Annotated in this window: 16 protein-coding genes and 1 tRNA gene; 8 read left to right on the forward strand and 9 right to left on the reverse strand. The window is 42.0% G+C overall.

Annotation, left to right across the window (positions count from 1 at the left end):
- Window positions 1–27: 27 nt before the first annotated feature.
- Window positions 28–678, forward strand: a complete 651-nt coding sequence (locus DEO27_RS19370; RefSeq protein ID WP_112575036.1) for a hypothetical protein — start codon at window positions 28–30, stop codon at window positions 676–678.
- 15 nt (window positions 679–693) lie between these two features.
- Here DEO27_RS19370 and gap read toward each other — a convergent pair whose 3' ends face one another.
- Window positions 694–1,701 carry a type I glyceraldehyde-3-phosphate dehydrogenase gene (gene gap, locus DEO27_RS19375; RefSeq protein WP_112575035.1) on the reverse strand — a complete coding sequence of 336 codons (1,008 nt, stop codon included), beginning with the start codon at window positions 1,699–1,701 and terminating at the stop codon, window positions 694–696.
- A gap of 90 nt (window positions 1,702–1,791) precedes the next feature.
- Window positions 1,792–2,895, reverse strand: a complete 1,104-nt coding sequence (locus DEO27_RS19380) for an MraY family glycosyltransferase (protein WP_112575034.1) — start codon at window positions 2,893–2,895, stop codon at window positions 1,792–1,794.
- 351 nt (window positions 2,896–3,246) lie between these two features.
- Here DEO27_RS19380 and DEO27_RS19385 point away from each other — a divergent pair, with 351 nt between their 5' ends.
- Both DEO27_RS19385 and DEO27_RS19390 read left to right on the forward strand, forming a co-directional pair.
- Window positions 3,247–3,798, forward strand: a complete 552-nt coding sequence (locus tag DEO27_RS19385) for a WcaF family extracellular polysaccharide biosynthesis acetyltransferase (RefSeq protein ID WP_112575033.1) — start codon at window positions 3,247–3,249, stop codon at window positions 3,796–3,798.
- Between the two features lie 28 nt (window positions 3,799–3,826).
- Entirely contained in the window at window positions 3,827–5,398 is a 1,572-nt protein-coding gene (locus tag DEO27_RS19390; protein ID WP_112575032.1) for a hypothetical protein, read from the forward strand.
- On the opposite strand, the gene obgE is transcribed toward DEO27_RS19390, so the two are convergent.
- The 4 genes from obgE to DEO27_RS19410 form a co-directional block, all read right to left on the reverse strand.
- Complete coding sequence (gene obgE / locus DEO27_RS19395; protein ID WP_112575031.1) at window positions 5,391–6,398, reverse strand: GTPase ObgE; 1,008 nt, start codon at window positions 6,396–6,398, stop codon at window positions 5,391–5,393. The genes DEO27_RS19390 and obgE overlap by 8 nt on opposite strands.
- Window positions 6,399–6,509: 111 nt before the next feature.
- The gene (locus tag DEO27_RS19400; protein ID WP_112573015.1) at window positions 6,510–7,088 is read right to left on the reverse strand and encodes an adenylate kinase; all 579 of its coding nucleotides are present in this window, start codon (window positions 7,086–7,088) and stop codon (window positions 6,510–6,512) included.
- Between the two features lie 97 nt (window positions 7,089–7,185).
- Window positions 7,186–7,259: transfer RNA gene (locus DEO27_RS19405), tRNA-Arg, on the reverse strand.
- Between the two features lie 62 nt (window positions 7,260–7,321).
- The gene (locus DEO27_RS19410) at window positions 7,322–7,783 is read right to left on the reverse strand and encodes a redoxin domain-containing protein (RefSeq protein ID WP_112573013.1); all 462 of its coding nucleotides are present in this window, start codon (window positions 7,781–7,783) and stop codon (window positions 7,322–7,324) included.
- Window positions 7,784–7,981: 198 nt separating this feature from the next.
- On the opposite strand from DEO27_RS19410, the gene DEO27_RS19415 reads away from it, so the two are divergent.
- Window positions 7,982–10,384, forward strand: a complete 2,403-nt coding sequence (locus DEO27_RS19415) for an ABC transporter permease (RefSeq protein WP_112573010.1) — start codon at window positions 7,982–7,984, stop codon at window positions 10,382–10,384.
- A gap of 75 nt (window positions 10,385–10,459) precedes the next feature.
- On the opposite strand, the gene DEO27_RS19420 is transcribed toward DEO27_RS19415, so the two are convergent.
- Window positions 10,460–11,272, reverse strand: coding sequence for a GGDEF domain-containing protein (locus tag DEO27_RS19420; RefSeq protein ID WP_146750060.1), 813 nt, complete (start codon window positions 11,270–11,272; stop codon window positions 10,460–10,462).
- 658 nt (window positions 11,273–11,930) lie between these two features.
- On the opposite strand from DEO27_RS19420, the gene DEO27_RS19425 reads away from it, so the two are divergent.
- The 3 genes from DEO27_RS19425 (at window position 11,931) to atpC (ending at window position 14,932) form a co-directional block, all read left to right on the forward strand.
- Window positions 11,931–12,917, forward strand: a complete 987-nt coding sequence (locus tag DEO27_RS19425) for an NAD(P)H-quinone oxidoreductase (RefSeq protein WP_112573006.1) — start codon at window positions 11,931–11,933, stop codon at window positions 12,915–12,917.
- 174 nt (window positions 12,918–13,091) lie between these two features.
- Entirely contained in the window at window positions 13,092–14,597 is a 1,506-nt protein-coding gene (atpD, locus tag DEO27_RS19430) for a F0F1 ATP synthase subunit beta (RefSeq protein ID WP_112573005.1), read from the forward strand.
- 83 nt (window positions 14,598–14,680) lie between these two features.
- Window positions 14,681–14,932: an ATP synthase F1 subunit epsilon gene (atpC, locus tag DEO27_RS19435; RefSeq protein ID WP_091174059.1), complete on the forward strand. Its 252-nt coding sequence runs from the start codon at window positions 14,681–14,683 to the stop codon at window positions 14,930–14,932.
- 264 nt (window positions 14,933–15,196) lie between these two features.
- On the opposite strand, the gene DEO27_RS19440 is transcribed toward atpC, so the two are convergent.
- Complete coding sequence (locus DEO27_RS19440; protein ID WP_112573003.1) at window positions 15,197–15,421, reverse strand: hypothetical protein; 225 nt, start codon at window positions 15,419–15,421, stop codon at window positions 15,197–15,199.
- A gap of 110 nt (window positions 15,422–15,531) precedes the next feature.
- On the reverse strand, window positions 15,532–16,311 hold the full coding sequence (locus DEO27_RS19445) for a Fic family protein (protein ID WP_112573001.1): 780 nt from the start codon (window positions 16,309–16,311) through the stop codon (window positions 15,532–15,534).
- A 706-nt stretch (window positions 16,312–17,017) separates the two neighbouring features.
- Here DEO27_RS19445 and ilvD point away from each other — a divergent pair.
- The gene (ilvD, locus tag DEO27_RS19450) at window positions 17,018–18,724 is read left to right on the forward strand and encodes a dihydroxy-acid dehydratase (RefSeq protein WP_190295138.1); all 1,707 of its coding nucleotides are present in this window, start codon (window positions 17,018–17,020) and stop codon (window positions 18,722–18,724) included.
- Window positions 18,725–18,860: the final 136 nt, after the last annotated feature.

Genomic DNA, 18,860 nt, shown 5'->3' on the forward strand with positions numbered 1-18,860 from the left:
AAGAAGAAAATTAGCAACACAACAAAAATGAAAAAATATATTACCTACATTTTCCTTATCACCGTTTTCGCCAGCTGTAAAAAAACTGATATCGTACCCGAAGTAACAAAAGGTGCTACGGGTATAAATACAGGCACCAATACCGGCTCAGACTCAGGTACAAACACCGGTTCAAATACGGATGCAAGCATTCCGGCAGCCGGTACTGTAAAGCTTGACATAGCCGACCAAATAGTAACTACCAAGGTAAGCGACAATACGCTTTATCTAAATTATACCGAAACTGTTAATTTGATTCTAAACGCTGATGATTATCAGAAGTCATCAGCAGTACATTTCAAGGAGGATTTTTCAAAATCAGGACTGGCCAATTTTGACTTTACTACTGTTAACAAAGATAACCAGGTAGCAACCAACTATCTTGATGATAACCTTAACAATGTGGTTATAAAATCGGCTTCAACCTCAACTGTTAATGGTAAACAGCTTACCAAACTGGTATTAGAAAGGGCAATAAAATTTTCAAAAGCCTATAAACAGCAAGACCTTGCTATTGAAGCACAAAATAATATTCTGAAACAAACTACTGATGTGATTGGCTTTTCTTCATATTACTATATGAACGGCAAAAACACCGATGCCACATCTACAACCGCTAAAGTTGTTTACAATAAATAATTGCAGGCAGCCGGCTTAGGCCGGCTGCTTTTTCAATTCGGCTATCTGAACTACCAAATCGGCCAATCGGCTGCTGTAGCCCATTTCATTATCATACCAGCCAACAACTTTTACAAGCCCTCCTACTATAGAGGTTAGTTGCGCATCAAAAACGCAGCTATGCGGGTTATCCAGTATATCTGTTGACACAATCGGATCTTCAGTATATTCCAGTACGTTTTTCATTGGCCCATCAGCCGCCTGTTTAAAAGCCTCGTTAATTTCGGCTATGGTAGGTTGCTTTTTAAGGCTGCAGGTAAAATCTGTTAACGAACCATTAAGCACCGGTACACGAATGCCGGCACCACCCAACCGTCCGTCTAAATGCGGGAATATAGCTGTTATGGCTTTGGCAGCACCTGTGGTTGTAGGTATGATAGAGGCAGACGCGGCACGTGCCCGTCTCAGGTCTTTATGTGGAGCGTCATGCAAGTTCTGATCGCCGGTCATGGAATGCACAGTCGTAATATAACCATCAATAATACCCCAGTTTTCGTCCAGTATTTTCACCATCGCGGCAACGTTGTTGGTTGTGCATGAAGCGTTTGACAATATCGGCGACTGAAGGTCAACCTGCCCGTCATTCACTGCAAGCACAACAGTGGGTACATTTTTATCTGTTGAAGGGGCAGATATGATAACCTGCCGTGCCCCGGCTGTTAAATGGGCTTCGGCGCCTTTTCTGGAAGTAAATTTACCGGTAGATTCGATAACCAGATCGATATCCAGCGCTTTCCAGGGTAAGTTAAGCGGGTCCCGTTCGGCAAGTACCTGTATGTGGTTACCGTTAATGATAAGGCCGTTATCATCAGCGCTAACCTCGCCTTTAAATCCGCGGTGAACAGAATCATACTTAAATAAATGGGCAAGAGTTTGCGTGTCGGTAAGGTCATTTATAGCAACCACCTGTATTTCGGGGTGCGATAGAATGTTCCTTAAAAATATACGGCCAATGCGGCCAAACCCGTTTATAGCTATCTTCATCGCAAAGTATTATAGTGCAACAAAGTTAATGAAGATGGATGGTTAATTTCCAGGTTTGTATGATTACTACCTGCAGGTTACAATTGACCGTCAATCGCCAAAATTGCGGAACATCAGGAACCCGCGTCTTTTTAAACGGATAAAATAAGTGATCGCCCAGTTAAAGGATAGCGATAATAAAAATATCAATACGATAAGTAAAGAGTTATTTAAACCATTGAAAATTAACACCATTACTATCGAAACAAGGTTTAGACACGCTAAAACCATAGTGGTTTGCAGATGTGTTAAACCTATTTTCAATATGCGGTGATGGATATGGTTCCTGTCTGCATCAAACGGCGATTTTCCGTTTAAGATACGGATAGTAAAAACCCTGAGGGTATCAAAAACAGGACCTATAAGTATGGCAACAATTAAGGCCGGAGCTGTATATATAAAAGGTAATTTAACTGTTGAGATCTTACTTAGCTCAATAAATTTAATAGCCATTACTGCCGTTACCAAGCCAATAAGCAGGGCTCCGGTATCGCCCATAAATATTTTAGCAGGGGTTATATTAAAACGTAAAAAACCAAGTACCGCACCCACCATAGCAAGTGAAATTGCAGCCAGCTCGTACTGTTGCATATAAATAAACAGCGCGGCGAAAGTGCTGTTGGCAATAATGCCTGTGGTTGCAGCCAATCCGTCAATACCATCAATAAGGTTAAATGAATTGATGACAAGCATAATAACCAATATAGACAGTATTACACTCGGAATATATGGCAGGGCAAAAATATCAAACACACCATACATGCTGCTGATCCGGATATCTCCTGGGATAACCAATATAGCGGCAACTACAAACTGGATCAAGAACTTTGTACTGGAATTAACTCCCGACAAATCATCCTTTAATCCCATGGCAAACAAAATGATACAAGCTGTTAGCAGGTAACTAACCGGCAGCGCTTTATCAATAATGCTGAATAATAAAGCGGTAATGGTAAAACTCACAAAAATGGCTACGCCGCCTAAACGCGGAATACCCTGATCATGCTGTTTCCTGAAATGGCCAACATCATCATACAAATGGCGGGCACGCGCAACATGTAAAATTGAAGGTATACATAGCAGTGTTACCAGTGTTGAAAATACGACTATGAGCACATTATAAACAAAATGATAAGAGCGTAGAAATTCAAGCATATGCTATAAATGTGTTTTAGTGACCGGTCTATTCATTTAAGGGTTTATAAAGCCTTTATACGAAGACGACCGGAAAAGGTTAACTAATGATTAAAAGAATTAAGATTTTTCTGGTAACAACTTTAATACTATAGCTAAAACCTGCAAAACACAACATTTCAGCATATTGCCTTCAAATCAGTGTGGGAGACTTTATCGTTCAATCTGTCATTTGCTTTTTTTATAACTCGTTAAGATAAAAGGTCAACCCTGTGATTGACCATCCTGCCATATTTAATATCATTCCCTGCACTATTATAGCGCTTAGCCTGTATATTTGGGCTAAACGTAACGACAAGCTTAGCGCCGCAGATGTTAAAAACAGACCTTTCAATCTATAATAACTATCCTTATAATCCTGGCGGCAATGTTTTAAAACGCGTTTTATGGTATTATTTTAATGCTGTATTTTTTAAAACCAGCATTATACCCTCAAGCGCATTTAAGGTATTTTGTCTGAAACTGTTTGGAGCACGGATAGGAAAGCACGTTACTATTAAACCTTGCGTAAATATCAAATATCCATGGAACCTCCGTATAGGCGATGAAACCTGGGTTGGCGAAAACGTATGGATAGATAGCCTGGTGCTGATTGATATCGGGGCAAATGTGTGCCTGTCGCAGGGGGCGATATTACTAACCGGCAGCCACAATTACAAGAAAAAATCCTTTGACTTAATAACCAAAGGCATAATTTTGGAAGATGGGGTGTGGATCTGTGCCGGAGCCATGGTAAACCCGGGCGTAACAGCAGCATCGCACGCGGTACTTACCAGTGGCTCCATCGCCACAAACAATCTTGACGCGTACGGTATTTACCAGGGTAACCCAGCGGTAAAGATCCGGACACGCGAAATCAGTTAACTATATGTCATCTGCTTAAAATAATTATATGCTGAAACAAAAACTACAAGCCCACCAAATCATTTTATTGGTTATCAGCGGGATTGTTTTCATTATGGGCATCATGCTGATCATCGCCCCGGCAGCCATCTACCCCGACCCAAGCAAAGGCTTCCAGGTAATGCGCTCAATGGAGCTGGGCTCGGCTTTTAATATCAGCGTAAAACCCGACCAAAACGATATCAGCAAAAACACATCTGAATTTTTAGCGTGGTGGTCGCCGGGGCAATACCTGGTACCTTATTTTTTTAAGCTGATTTTAGGCGTGAATACCGGGCGGGCTTCCTCTATAGTAACCCTGTTATTTTCGTTATCGGGAATTTTTGGCTTTTACTACTTCTTTAAAAAGGCCGGCTTTACGCCTATGATATCGGCCTTAAGCGTGCTGTTCATATTTATCCAGGTATCGTTTTTTACACCTTATGTATTTTATAACGGAGGCGAGGTATTGCTTTTAGGATATACAGGCTGGTTTTTATACGGATGCGTTGCCTTTGAAAAAATCAGTTGGAAAATGGCGGTATTTCTGTTTGCTGCCGGCATCATTGGCTTTATTTGTAAATCATCATTTTTATGGATGCTGGCGGCTGCCTGCTGCTTTTTATGGATCAGGTTTTCTGTAGGAACAAAAGACATTGTTACCTGGATAAAAAACGGCATCTGGATAAGTATCCCCGCGATACTTTCATTACTTACCATCAATCATTTTTACCTTTCTAAGGGCGGCAACCCATCAACAGTACACGGGAGCGTCAAGCTGGCCTGGGAAACTTTTGGCTTTCCGCTGGCATCGCCAATATTAACAGCCTTTTCTATAGATGATTTAACCAACGGACTGCTGTTCCATGACGATACGCCTATGTTCTCCTACGTTTGGGGTGTAATAATTGTATTGGTTTGCGCTTTATTGAGCATTTTATTGATCAGGTTTGTTGTGAAAAAAGTACCGTACAAACACTACGCACTGCTATTAACAGTGTTTTATGTGGTAGCGGTGCTGTTTTTTGGGCAATCATTCCTGAGGCAGGCCAATATCTCATACGAGGCAAGGCACTTAAGATTAATAGGACTTATTGCCGCTCCGGGCATCATTTACCTGGTAAGTGAACTGCAAAGAGGCTTCAAATACCTGTTTTATTTTGTGTGCTTTGTAATAGCCTATTCAAGCTATAAATATTTTGTACCGAGCTATTTCCAAAATAAAAATATCAGCGCGAGAGGGTATTCAGGAATAGCGCAGCTTTTTATTGATCAGCCATCGTTAAATTATATCCGCAACCTGGATAAGCAAAACACCAATGCCATTTTTGTATTCAACAGCCCTGATCTGAGCCTCGAGATTGAACATAACCGTACCATAACGGTTGAAGATATCGGCCCCGAAGTAGCAATTGATTATGATGATTATGTATACAAAGGCCACGCCGGCCCGTTATACATTGTGTTACCATCCAATTATCTCGGCCCAAAATCAACCATTATGCGCAAATGCTTTCCGGGATATAAGGGCTTTAAAATGACGATGCTGAGTAACGATTATATTTTGTGGGAAGCTAAATAACGCTGGCATTGATCTCTTTCCAAAGGAGGTCTTTTAGCTGATCGATATTTTTCTGGGCCACAGATGATATAAATACAAAGGGGATGCCATCAGGGATCTCCTTTTTCATTTCGGCCTGCAATTCATCATCAAGCATATCGGTTTTGGTTACAGCCAGCACACGGGGCTTGTGCATTAGTTCGGGGTTGTATTCTTCCAATTCGCGCAGTAATATGTCATACTCTTCTTTGATGCTACGTGATGTATCGGCAGGTACCATAAACAACAATACCGAGTTACGTTCGATATGTCTTAAAAACCGAAGTCCTAAACCTTTTCCCTGCGATGCACCTTCAATAATGCCCGGGATATCGGCCATTACAAATGAACGGCCTCCGCGGTATGACACTATACCCAAATTAGGCACCAGTGTAGTAAAGGCATAATCGGCAATTTCGGGCTTAGCAGCAGAAACTACCGAAAGCAGGGTTGATTTACCCGCATTTGGGAAACCTACCAAACCAACATCGGCCAATACTTTAAGCTCAAGGATATTCCAGTCTTCACGGCCCTCTTCGCCGGGTTGGGCAAAACGAGGTGTTTGTAATGTTGATGTTTTAAAATGCCAGTTACCTAAACCACCACGACCACCCGGAGTAAGAATTTTTGTTTCGCCGTCTTGCGTTATCTCAAAAAGCACTTCACCGGTTTCGGCATTTTTTACAGTTGTACCAAGGGGAACTTCCAATATTTCGTCGCGACCGGTTTTGCCCGAACGTAATGAGCTACCTCCCGAATCGCCATCACCTGCAATTACGTGTTTACGATATTTGAGGTGCAGCATAGTCCATAACTGGGCGTTACCTTTAACAATAACATGGCCGCCCCTGCCGCCATCACCGCCATCAGGACCACCTTTTGAAGTTAATATATCACGGTGCAAATGGGCAGAACCGGCACCTCCGTGGCCCGAGCGGCAACAGATTTTTACATAATCAACAAAATTTGAACCCTGAGACATAATTTTTGATTTAGACGGAAAGTCCGAAAGTCAGTAAAGTCCGCAAAATTAAGAATTTTTAACGTTCCTAACTTGCGGACTTTACTGACTTTCGGTCTTAAGACTTTAAGACTATTTTTTATATGATTCGTTCACATCAACAATTTCGGCGAAGATCTCATTAACCGAGCCCACACCGTTTATACTTGTAAACTTATCTTGTTGTTGATAAAAACCAGCTACAGGAGCGGTTTTGTCATTGTATTCTTTAATGCGTTTGCGGATCACTTCGGGGTTGGCATCATCCGGGCGGCCAGATTCTTTACCACGCTCCAACAAGCGGCGCTCCAATTCATCATCACCAACTTCAAGTGCTATCATACCCGAAATGGCAGATTCTTTTGATTCCAGTAATTGATCTAAAGCTTCGGCCTGCGCAACTGTACGCGGGAAGCCGTCAAAAATAAAACCCTTAGCGTCTTTGTTAGCGTCAAGCTTATTGCTGATCATGCCAATAACTACAGCATCCGGAACGAGTTTTCCGTCGTCCATCAGTTTTTTGGCTTCCAAACCTAACTCAGTACCTTGTGCAATTTCGCCACGTAACAAATCTCCAGTTGAAAGGTGGATCAAATCGTATTTTTCAATAAGTTTTTTCGACTGAGTACCTTTCCCGGCTCCGGGAGGGCCAAACAAAACCAGATTTAGCATGCTCTTGATAAATTAAAAGCCTTTCGGTAATACAACAGAAAGGCTTACAGTTAATTTGCACCTGCGGTGGAAAAATCCCGGGCTGCAGGCTTTGTTGTGCACTCGAAGGGAGTCGAACCCCTAACCTTCTGATCCGTAGTCAGATGCTCTATCCAATTGAGCTACGAGTGCCTGTTCCGAAATGGAATGCAAAGATAGGTTTTAAAACTTTCGTTGCAAATTTTTATTCAAAATTATTTTACAATTTCTGCAATAGCTTTAAAATCAGGCAGCTGTCCGGCATCCTCAAGAACCTCAGCGTAAATGATATTCTGTTCTTCGTCAATTACGAAGGCTGCGCGCTTGGCTACGCCCTTAAGTCCCATAACAAATTGGTCGTAAATGGCGCCGTAAGCAGTAGATACATCTTTGTTAAAATCAGAAAGCAGATCGAACTGATAATTGTTCTCTTCTTTAAACTTAGCCAGGGTAAAAGGCGAATCAACAGAAATACCCAATATGGTAGCGTTTAAGCCGTCATAATAGCCAAAGCTATCGCGCATGGTGCAAAGCTGCGTGGTACAAACACCCGTAAAAGCCAGAGGAAAGAAATGGATAACCACTTTGCGACCTTTAAAATCGGCCAATGAAACACTTTTTAATGCTGATGAAATTAAAATAAACTGAGGGGCCGGCTGGCCAATTTGTAATGACATAGTATTTGCTTGTTTGTGACAAAAAAAGGAAAATAAAACGAGTTAAGTAAACTCATATTCTTTTTTAACATTAAGATGTTTAATGCCTGCCTCCTTTATATAAAGCCTGATTAAACAATCCTAAAACTAAACAATTAGTTAACCGCCTTGTATAACTAAAAATTTAGTTATAACTTTATGACATAAACCTTTTATGCTATGATCAGGAACTATTTTAAAACCGCTTTTCGCAGTCTGCTTAAAAATAAGGGATTCACTTTCATCAATATTTTAGGCCTGGCACTGGGCTTGGCCATTTGCTTGCTTATTACCTTTTATGTGGTAGATGAATTAAGTTATGACCGGTATAACACCAAACACGAGCGTGTATACCGGGTAAATACCGACCTAAAGTTTAGCGGTACGCTTACCGAATATGCCATAACCGCCATCCCGGTTGCCAACGTTTTAAAAACCGAATGCCCCGAAGTTGAAACAGCAGTGCGCATTACACCAGCCTTAAATATCCGATTCAAAAAAGGTGATGAAATTGTGCGGGAAGACGGCTCAACTTTTTACAGCGAGCCCAATATTTTCGATGTATTTACCCTTCCCCTACTTTCCGGAGATGCAAAAACGGCTTTAAAAGAGCCCAACACGGTGGTCATTGCCGAGTCGATGGCTCAAAAATATTTTAACCGCGTCAATGTAGTTGGGCAAACTCTGTTTTTGGTAACAAGCAGCACACCGCTCAAAATAACCGGGGTAATGAAAGATATGCCGGTACAATCACATTTCAGGGCCAACTTTTTACTGTCGGCCGGGCCGGTTAGCAATGATGCTCCGTGGAATAGGTTAACCGCCTTTGCCACCTATGTGCTGCTTAAACCCAATTCAAATGTTCCCCGCCTCGAATCAAAGCTTAATGCCGTGATGAAAGAGGGCCTCAAAGGTTCAAGCACCATGAACTACAGCAAATTTACCGCAGGCGGCAATTATTTTAAGCTGAGCCTGATGCCGGTGACAGATATCCACCTTAAATCAAACCGGGTAATGGAACTGGGTGCCAATGGTAATAGTCAGTACGTTTACATTTTTGCAGCGGTAGCGATTTTTATCCTGCTGCTGGCCTGCATTAACTTCATGAACCTGTCCACAGCCCGCTCGGCCAACCGCGCCCGCGAGGTTGGTGTGCGTAAAGTTTTAGGTTCATCCCGCAGTCACCTCATTTTCCAGTTCCTGGCAGAATCGCTGATCGTAACCTTTGCGGCAGCCGTTATAGCGATACTCGCTGCCTGGGCTTTACTCCCATTATTCAATCATTTATCAAACAAACAATTAGCCATAAACGCTCAAACTGCAACCTGGATACTGCCTGCCTTGTTAAGCATTGTCATCATCGTTGGCATTTTAGCTGGTTCTTACCCTGCTTTCTTCCTCTCGGCGTTTCAGCCTATTAACGTTTTAAAAGGAAAAATCTCAACGGGTTTTAAAGGCGGGGCTTTCCGGAGTACGCTGGTGGTCTTCCAGTTTTCTATCTCCATATTTTTAGTGATAGGTACGTTGGTTATTTATAACCAGCTTAATTATATCCAGAATAAAGATCTCGGCTTCAACCGCAATCAGGTGCTTATTCTCAACAATGTTAACACACTTGAACACCCCGAACTACTAAAACAGGAAATTAAAAAGTTACCCGGAGTTGTTAATGCCACCCTAACCAGCTTTTTACCTACTGCCAACAACAAGGTTTTAAACTATGTATCGCCGGGCGAGAAGCAAGAAGGGCAATCTACCCAGTTCTGGAAAATAGACGAAGACTACATCGGCACCATGGGCATGCAAATGAAAACAGGTCGCGGGTTTTCCGGTGAGTTTAGAACCGATTCGACAGCTATGGTTATTAATGAAACTGCGGCAAAGGTATTTGGCTATGGCGATAACGCCAATGGTAAAACCATTACCACAGGTACCGCGAAAGACCTCAAAAAATATCATGTGATAGGTGTAGTAAAAGATTTCAATTTCAGTTCGCTGCGTGATAATGTTACCCCGTTGGTGATGACTCTTGATAACGACTGGCTGGCTCGTTTAAGTATCCGCGTAAACACCCATAACCTGCCGGCCCTGATGGCCGGGATAGAAAAAACCTGGAAAACAATTGCGCCCAATGAACATTTTGATTACTCGTTTATGGATGCCGATTTTGACGCCCTATATCGTACGGAACAACGTATGGGGCAGCTTTTTATAACGTTTACAGGCTTAGCCATTGTAATTGCCTGCCTTGGCCTGTTCGGCCTTGCAGCTTACGCGGCCGAGCAACGCAACCGGGAGATTGGCATCAGGAAAGTGCTGGGCGCAAGCATCACCGCTATTGTAACCATGCTATCAAAAGATTTTGTAAAACTGGTGATCATATCATTCGCCATAGCGGCGCCATTGGCGTGGCTAACCATGAATAAATGGTTGCAGGGTTTTGCTTATCGTCAAAATATCCAATGGTGGATGGTGATATTAGCTGGTTCGGGAGCGATACTAATTGCCTTTGCTACCATCAGCCTGCAATCATTCAGGGCCGCCGCTGCCAACCCGGTTCAGAGTTTGAGGGATGGGGATTAAGTAATATAGGGTTGTTTTTGCTTATGTGCCTATGTAAAAAGTGGCAGTACGGGCAGCAAACTAACATCTCCCCAATTATTGGATCTTAAAAATCCTTCTTGCATTATCATACAAAGATTTGTATTTCACAAATGTATCTTCTTCACTTTTATCCCAATACACCCGTAGCCCGTTACTTTCTTCCGCGGCCTGCACAAACCCTCTTTGCAACTTATCATAAGCTTGCTCATAGGTATCTGACGGATATAGTGGCACGATAGCGCCGTGAAAGGTTATTTTGTAACTTGAAAAAACAGGAGATTCAGTATTAAGCTCTTCCAACTGCTTTTGAATCCTCGCTAAAAAACCAACAGACTCATATTGCGGACCTTTTATCAGAAAAATAAATTCATCGCCCCCTGTATATTTTCGGTAGATGCGTTTCATGAAGTTATTTTCAAGCTTATAATCTCTTTTGTAGATTTCTTCATCCCTCCTCATCCTGGCAAACAGGTCCTGAGCAATAGTCCTGATCACTTCATCGCCTTTCTGAAAACCCTGCTTTTTATTTATTTCCCCGAAACCATCTAAGTCTATCAAGATCAGATGAAATAATTCTTTGGGCCTGTTTTGGATATCTATTTTGAATTTTTCCTGATTGGCTATTCCGGTCACAAAATCAATCAAGCGCATTCTTTCCGAATCCAGTAATAGCGCCTTCACATTTTCCAATTCGGTTTTGGTTTTTTTATGACTGGTAACTTCTTTGAAATAAAAGATATATACGCTGTAAAACACCAATATACCAATACCCAATAACGAAAAAACATACAAGGGAACACTGATAGCTATCCCGGCAGGAAAAAAGAAACCTTTAATTTTATCAAACTCTGTAAAAAATAAAATCACACCGGTAATAGTTGTCAGTATTACTCCGAGTGATGTTATGAGTTTTCGGGGTTCCACGATATTTGAGCTGTTAAACAATCAAACTTTCTAATAATTTAAGATGATATAAATTTATAACAATTAGTTTTAATCCGAAGCCTATATCCAGCTTATAGCTATAAGAATAAGATATTTTCCTTGCGCAATTATGAAGGGCAGGCCAAATAGAGCATCGGCTACCTGTGTCTTTTTGAAACACTATTAAACTAAATTTATAATTAGTCAGCAAAAAGTAAAGTACCACAATAAAGTGTTGCTAAAAACGCATATTTAGCTAATATTATTAGGAGGAAATTTTTGGAAACGGATATGTTTATCTACATTTGTTATAGATACAAAGGAAAACCTCCAATACAACAAGAAGGCCTTTTTAGCTTTCGATATCATATCAGAGGTCTGAGTTCCATTAGAGGCGTCGAAGCCATTGTATTTTAAGCCTTCGGAGGTAATGACTCCGGGGGCTTTCTTGTTATTAAAATTTAATAACAAACAAATTTAACTCAATTAATTTAATTATACAATTTAATTAATACTATTGTTTAATATGCTTGTATAATTACTCTAAATGAATGTCGACATAAAAGTCAAATAACTCCTACTAATGCTGATATTTAACAAAATGAAAGCAATAGTAATTACTCAACCCGGCGGCCCGGAAGTTTTACAGCTTGCCGAAAGGCCCAAACCCCAATATGGAGCCGACGAAGTACTGATTAAAGTAATGGCGGCAGGTGTTAACCGGCCCGATATTTTTCAGCGCAAAGGGAACTACCCCCCGCCTGCCGGAGCGTCTGCAGATATCCCCGGACTGGAAGTGGCAGGTGTAATTGTCGAAGTGGGCGATGCCGTTATCCAATGGAAACCAGGCGATAAGGTTTGTGCCTTGATTACAGGTGGCGGCTATGCCGAATATTGCAAAGCACCCGAAGGCCAATGCCTGCCCGTGCCTGCTAACTTAAGCTTTGCTGAGGCTGCTTCACTGCCCGAAACATTTTTTACCGTGTGGAGCAATGTATTTGATCGTGGCAAGCTCCAACCCCGCCAATCACTTTTGGTACACGGCGGATCGAGTGGCATTGGTGTTACGGCCATTCAAATGGCCAAAGCTTTGGGCAGCACCGTTTATGTAACAGCCGGCTCCGATGAAAAATGCAGCTTCTGCGAGCAGCTCGGCGCGGATAAGGCCATCAATTATAAAACAACCGACTTTAAAGATGCGATCAAATCGCTTACTCATAGCATTGGTGTTAACGTGATCCTGGATATGATTGGCGGCGACTATATGCCGGGCAACATCGATTCGTTGGCTATTGAAGGCCGACTGGTGATGATCAACGCCATGAATGGCCGCGAAGTGAAGCTTGACCTGGCTAAAGTGATGGCGAAAAGGCTCATCATTACAGGCTCCATGTTAAGAAGCCGTGAGGTTGCATTTAAAGCCGCGATTGCCCAAAACCTCGAACAAAAAATATGGCCATTGCTTTCATCAGGAAAAATCAGCCCCATAGTGTATAAAACTTTCGATGCGGCAGAGGCTTCCGAAGCTCATAAACTGATGGAAAGTAGCGCTCATACGGGCAAAATTGTATTGACTTTTGCGCAATAAAGGCAAACAATTAACAATGTTGAAATTATCCTTTAAAAAACTTAGTACACTATTTAAATAATTGGATAGAAATCTTAACTTTGCGCCTCTGAAATAGCATCTTATACATTCCTGTTACAAATGATGTATGTGGCTGTTCAGTAAAAGCATTTTTTAAAAAACACCAGGTTATATATGCCAAACATTGGAAAAATTTCAAGGATCATTGGTCCGGTAGTTGACGTAAGTTTCGCTGATGACGCTCATCTTCCTAAAATTTATGACGCGTTAGAGATCACTAAAGACAATGGCCAAAAAGTTATTTTAGAGGTTCAGCAGCACTTAGGCGAAGACCGTGTACGTGCTATCGCGATGGACTCGACTGACGGCTTGTTACGCGGTATGAAGGTTTTAGATACCGAAGCTGCTATCAAAATGCCGGTAGGCGACAACATCAAAGGCCGCGTATTTAACGTGGTAGGTGATGCTATCGACGGTATCGCTGATCTTGACAAATCAAATGGTCGTCCTATTCACGCAACCCCTCCAAGGTTTGAAGACCTATCTACCGAAACTGAAGTACTTTTTACAGGTATTAAAGTTATCGACCTTTTAGAGCCTTATGCAAAAGGTGGTAAAATCGGTCTGTTTGGTGGTGCCGGTGTAGGTAAAACAGTATTGATCCAGGAACTGATCAACAATATCGCGAAAGCTTATGCAGGTTTATCTGTATTTGCAGGTGTTGGCGAGCGTACACGTGAAGGTAATGACCTTTTACGTGAGATGCTTGAATCAGGCATTATAAAATATGGCGACGCTTTCATGCATTCAATGGAAGAAGGCGGCTGGGATCTATCTAAAGTAGATACCGAAGCCATGAAAGATTCAAAAGCAACATTCGTGTTCGGTCAGATGAACGAGCCGCCGGGTGCACGTGCACGTGTGGCCCTTTCAGGCTTAACTATTGCCGAGTATTTCCGTGATGGTGATGAAGATGGTAAAGGCCGTGATATCCTTTTCTTTATCGACAACATCTTCCGTTTTACCCAGGCAGGTTCAGAAGTATCAGCGCTATTAGGTCGTATGCCATCAGCGGTAGGTTACCAGCCAACGCTTGCTACCGAGATGGGTACCATGCAAGAGCGTATCACTTCAACCAAACGTGGTTCAATCACTTCAGTACAGGCCGTTTACGTACCTGCGGATGACTTGACTGACCCGGCGCCGGCTACAACCTTCGCCCACTTAGATGCTACTACCGTACTTTCACGTAAAATTGCCGAGCTTGGTATTTATCCTGCGGTGGATCCTTTGGATTCAACCTCACGTATCCTTAGCCCAGCTGTTTTAGGTGATGAGCACTACAATACCGCTCAACGCGTTAAAGAAACTTTACAACGCTACAAAGAGCTTCAGGATATCATCGCCATCTTGGGTATGGACGAGCTTTCTGAAGAAGATAAGTTAGTTGTATCACGCGCTCGTCGTGTTCAGCGTTTCTTGTCACAGCCGTTCCACGTTGCCGAGCAGTTCACCGGCTTAAAAGGTGTACTGGTTGACATTAAAGATACCATCAAAGGTTTCAACATGATCATGGACGGTGAAGTTGATGAGTACCCTGAAGCAGCTTTCAACTTAGTTGGCAGCATTGACGATGCTATTGAAAAAGGCAAAAAATTATTAGCTGAGGCTAATTCATAAATATGCAAATGTGCAAGTGTGCGGATGTGCAAATTAAAACATCATCTGCACATCTGCATATCTGCACATAGGCACATTAAACTATGACATTAGAAATTCTTACTCCCGATAAAAAAGTTTACGAAGGCGAGGCCACCTCGGTAACCTTACCTGGTGCTTTGGGATTATTTGAAATACTGAACAACCACGCCCCTATTATTTCCACCCTTCAGGATGGCAAACTTACCGTACGCGGTGGTGCAGCTAAAGAAGAAGTGTTTTTTATTAAAGGCGGTGTTGTAGAAGCATTAAACAATAAAGTAACTGTTTTAGCCGAAGGCATTCAGCACAAATAAGCGGTATTTATTAAAAATTAAAAAGCCCGGATAAGTTTTATCCGGGCTTTTTTGTACCCTTTTTCCGGGGTTATACGTAAACATCATTATTGTAATGTACGAAGCAATCTCCTATTAGCAGAGTGGCCCATGCAAAAAACTACCCTGTAATTGCCCTGGGGATTGCTTCGTACCTCACAATACATGACGACGTTTATAAATATTATTTCAATGCCTTGTCAGGCCCAGGCAATAAGCGCATCACCGTAAAACAGCCTTGCACTGTTATTCTCCCCTATTTTTCCATCGGCACCCAATGGTTACATAATGCGGGATACCGGCTATATCACCAATAAAATTTTTAATGTTTCCTTTAATTACGATAGTAGTCTTAACAGCAGAAATAAAAGCAGACTTACTTACAGAAGTTGTTTCAACGGGTTTCTTTTTTGTTTGGGCAGAAAGATTTACCGTCAAAAACAGCAGGGCTACAAGCAGGAGTTTTTTCATTCAGGCTGATAAGATTTAGATTAGTATAAAGGTATAAAAAAAATAAATTCAAATCCTATTTTTATAATTCAGGATCAGGCACTTTCTTTAAACAGCCAGAATAAAATAAGCTAAAAAGAATCAGGCAACATTAGCAAAAAAGGTAAAGCAGCCGAGTAATCCAACAGGTCGTACTCAAGCCCCAGCAACCTGATGTTGTGGTAATAATCCTGATGATGATCATAGTAGTATTTTTCTGATTGCAGAAACCAGGCTTTCGGGCCAAGCTTTTCTGCTATAAACCATTTTTCTAATAAACGCGCCATGCGCCCGTTACCATCTTCAAAAGGATGGATCTTTACAAATACCAGATGCAGCATAGCTGCACAAAAGAATACTTCAGTAGCGATTAACTTTGTTTTTAGCAGCAGGTTGATATCATTAAAAAGCATTTCAAGCTTTTCCTTTATCAGGCCCGGAGAGCAGGCTATATATTCTTCCTTTCTGTCCGGCGCTGTTACCAGCATGCTGCCGGTGCGTAATTGCCCGCGGCGGTCTTCCTTTAAGATATGCTTGGTAAGCAAACGGTGGGCTTCCTGAACTGAATGATAATTGAGTTTAGCCTTTTTGGCAAACCGATATGATTCGTACAGATCATCTGCTTTCTGGATATATTTCGGTAAAGATTGAACACCAAGCATTTTATGCTTTGTGAACGAATCAAGCTCAATATCCTCTCCTTCAATCTTAGATGAGTAAACTGCCGAGAGAGCTGTATAAAAACTAAAGGTATTTGTAGATAGTTCACTATCCGCTAATTGCTCAAAACTTTGAAGCACAGTTTGAGGCACCTGCCGGAGATAATCATCCAACAAATCAACGGGTAAGATTTCAAAAGCGAGATCCTTCATGCGGAGAATAACTAATAACAAAGCTACGTCTTACTTTTATCAATTTCTAAATTGGAATAATTTCGTGATGTAGATACTTTATAATATAACAAGAGTAATAAGCACCTGTATTTAAGCGCCAGTTTGATAACTATTGACTTGAAAAACAAAAACGGGGGATCGTGCGATTCCCCTCTTGAGAGGGGTGTAGGGGTGTGTTTCTGCTTGGATAGACCAACGTATAAACACACCCCTGCTACCACGCTATCCTCCGCGCCCCTCTCAAGAGAGGAATTTAAAAACTAATGCAGGTCAAGCTTCCACGCTTACTATCCCCCAGGAGCGTGAACACCCCTATTTATTATCGTTTAAGCGCAGATGCTTAAAGCTGCGAGTGCAAGCCTATTTTTCTTAACTTCACTCCTCCTTTTTCCCATTTCAGGCAGAAAATCGACAACTTACTATGCATGCATAAAAAACATACCGAATACCGTTTTGAACTTTGGTATATTTCATTAAATATTTTATATCTTTATATCTTAATTTAACAGAATAAAATTTTTTAAATAATTAATAATTAAAATATAATTCTTATTTCAAAAAATCCGTGGCGGCTATTGCTATTACCTGATGCGATGGCTACCTTACATATATTGATTTTCGATACCAAGTAAACCTGTATCATCAACAAAATTAAAGTACTAAAACTGTCTACATAATTAATAAAATGAGTTCATCATCAGATACCACCAAGGCTATAGAATTGAACAAGTATAGCAAAACCTTTACCCAGGACCCAACGCAGCCTGCAGCACAGGCTATGCTTTACGGGATCGGCTTAACCGACGACGATATGCGCAAAGCACAGGTCGGCGTGGCCAGCATGGGTTACGATGGTAATACCTGCAACATGCACCTTAACGATCTGGCAAAACTGGTTAAACAAGGTATCTGGGATGAAGATATGGTGGGCCTCATTTTCCACACCATTGGCGTAAGCGATGGCATGAGCAACGGTACCGAGGGTATGCGTTACTCATTGGTAAGCCGGGATATCATTGCCGACTCAATTGAGGCTGTTACCGGTGCTCAATATTATGATGGTTTAATTACCCTGCCTGGCTGCGACAAAAACATGCCTGGTTCTATAATGGCTATGGGCCGCTTAAACCGTCCGTCAATCATGGTTTACGGTGGTACCATTAGACCGGGCCACTGGAAAGGTGAAGACCTGAACATAGTATCAGCATTTGAAGCCTTAGGCAAAAAAATTGCCGGCCAGATAGATGATGTTGATTTCATGGGCGTAATTAAAAACGCTTGTCCAAGCGCAGGTGCCTGTGGTGGTATTTACACTGCAAACACTATGGCCGCAGCTATCGAGGCATTAGGTATGAGCTTGCCATATTCGTCATCAAACCCTGCATTAAGCGAAGAGAAAAAAGCAGAATGCCTTGCGGCCGGTAAAGCCATTAAGGTATTGTTAGAGAAAGATATTAAACCATCAGACATCATGACCCGCGAAGCATTTGAAAATGCTATTGTTGTGATCATGGTACTGGGCGGTTCAACCAACGCGGTATTGCACCTTATTGCAATGGCTAAAAGCGTTGATGTTAAATTAACTCAAGATGATTTCCAAACTGTAAGTAACCGTATCCCGGTACTGGCCGATATGAAGCCAAGCGGTAAATACATGATGGAAGACCTGCACAATATTGGCGGCGTTCCGGCTGTAATGAAATATTGCTTGGAGCAAGGCTGGCTGCATGGCGATTGCCTCACTGTTACAGGCAAAACCATTGCCGAAAACCTTGCAGACATCCCTGCACTGGAATTTGAAGCTCAAAAGATCATCAAACCTGTTGAAAACCCAATCAAAGCTACCGGTCACCTGCAGATCCTGTACGGAAACCTTGCAGAAGGTGGCAGCGTTGCGAAAATCACAGGTAAAGAGGGTGAGCGTTTCACCGGCCCGGCCCGTGTATTTGACGGCGAGTTTGAACTGATTGCCGGTATCCAGAGCGGCCGTGTTAAAAAAGGCGATGTTGTGGTAATTCGTAACGTAGGCCCTAAAGGCGCCCCGGGCATGCCCGAAATGCTGAAACCAACTTCGGCCATATTTGGTGCAGGTTTGGGTAGCTCAGTAGCATTAATTACCGATGGACGCTTTAGTGGCGGTACGCACGGCTTCGTCGTCGGTCACATCACGCCCGAGGCTTACGATGGCGGGTTTATAGCGATGGTGAAAGACGATGATATAATTGAGATTGATGCTGTTGCAAATAAGATAAACGTTTCGCTGCCGCAAGAAGAAATAGCCGCACGCCGTGCCGCATGGCAAAAACCGGCGCTGAAGGTTACCAAGGGTGTGTTATACCGTTACGCTAAAAACGTAACTACCGCTGCTGAAGGCTGCGTTACCGACGAATAATTAATGAACAAAATGGCTTGTTAAAAAAGCCATGAATAAAGTGAACACAAACTAAACGCGTTCATTTTAGCAAATTAGAGAAAGATAGAGTAAAATCAATTTAGCACCCTCAAAATGTGCTATAAACATAAAAAAA

Source organism: Mucilaginibacter rubeus, from assembly GCF_003286415.2.
Classification (GTDB): domain Bacteria; phylum Bacteroidota; class Bacteroidia; order Sphingobacteriales; family Sphingobacteriaceae; genus Mucilaginibacter; species Mucilaginibacter rubeus_A.

Excerpts from the sequence above, each read along its gene's own strand:
- obgE (WP_112575031.1), bottom strand. The coding sequence starts at position 6,398 with ATGTCTCAGGGTTCAAATTTTGTTGATTATGTAAAAATCTGTTGCCGC.
- DEO27_RS19400 (WP_112573015.1), bottom strand. The coding sequence starts at position 7,088 with ATGCTAAATCTGGTTTTGTTTGGCCCTCCCGGAGCCGGGAAAGGTACT.
- DEO27_RS19415 (WP_112573010.1), top strand. The coding sequence starts at position 7,982 with ATGATCAGGAACTATTTTAAAACCGCTTTTCGCAGTCTGCTTAAAAAT.
- DEO27_RS19425 (WP_112573006.1), top strand. The coding sequence starts at position 11,931 with ATGAAAGCAATAGTAATTACTCAACCCGGCGGCCCGGAAGTTTTACAG.
- atpC (WP_091174059.1), top strand. The coding sequence starts at position 14,681 with ATGACATTAGAAATTCTTACTCCCGATAAAAAAGTTTACGAAGGCGAG.
- DEO27_RS19390 (WP_112575032.1), top strand. The coding sequence starts at position 3,827 with ATGCTGAAACAAAAACTACAAGCCCACCAAATCATTTTATTGGTTATC.
- DEO27_RS19410 (WP_112573013.1), bottom strand. The coding sequence starts at position 7,783 with ATGTCATTACAAATTGGCCAGCCGGCCCCTCAGTTTATTTTAATTTCA.
- DEO27_RS19445 (WP_112573001.1), bottom strand. The coding sequence starts at position 16,311 with ATGAAGGATCTCGCTTTTGAAATCTTACCCGTTGATTTGTTGGATGAT.
- DEO27_RS19370 (WP_112575036.1), top strand. The coding sequence starts at position 28 with ATGAAAAAATATATTACCTACATTTTCCTTATCACCGTTTTCGCCAGC.
- atpD (WP_112573005.1), top strand. The coding sequence starts at position 13,092 with ATGCCAAACATTGGAAAAATTTCAAGGATCATTGGTCCGGTAGTTGAC.
- gap (WP_112575035.1), bottom strand. The coding sequence starts at position 1,701 with ATGAAGATAGCTATAAACGGGTTTGGCCGCATTGGCCGTATATTTTTA.
- DEO27_RS19440 (WP_112573003.1), bottom strand. The coding sequence starts at position 15,421 with ATGAAAAAACTCCTGCTTGTAGCCCTGCTGTTTTTGACGGTAAATCTT.
- DEO27_RS19380 (WP_112575034.1), bottom strand. The coding sequence starts at position 2,895 with ATGCTTGAATTTCTACGCTCTTATCATTTTGTTTATAATGTGCTCATA.
- ilvD (WP_190295138.1), top strand. The coding sequence starts at position 17,018 with ATGAGTTCATCATCAGATACCACCAAGGCTATAGAATTGAACAAGTAT.
- DEO27_RS19385 (WP_112575033.1), top strand. The coding sequence starts at position 3,247 with ATGTTAAAAACAGACCTTTCAATCTATAATAACTATCCTTATAATCCT.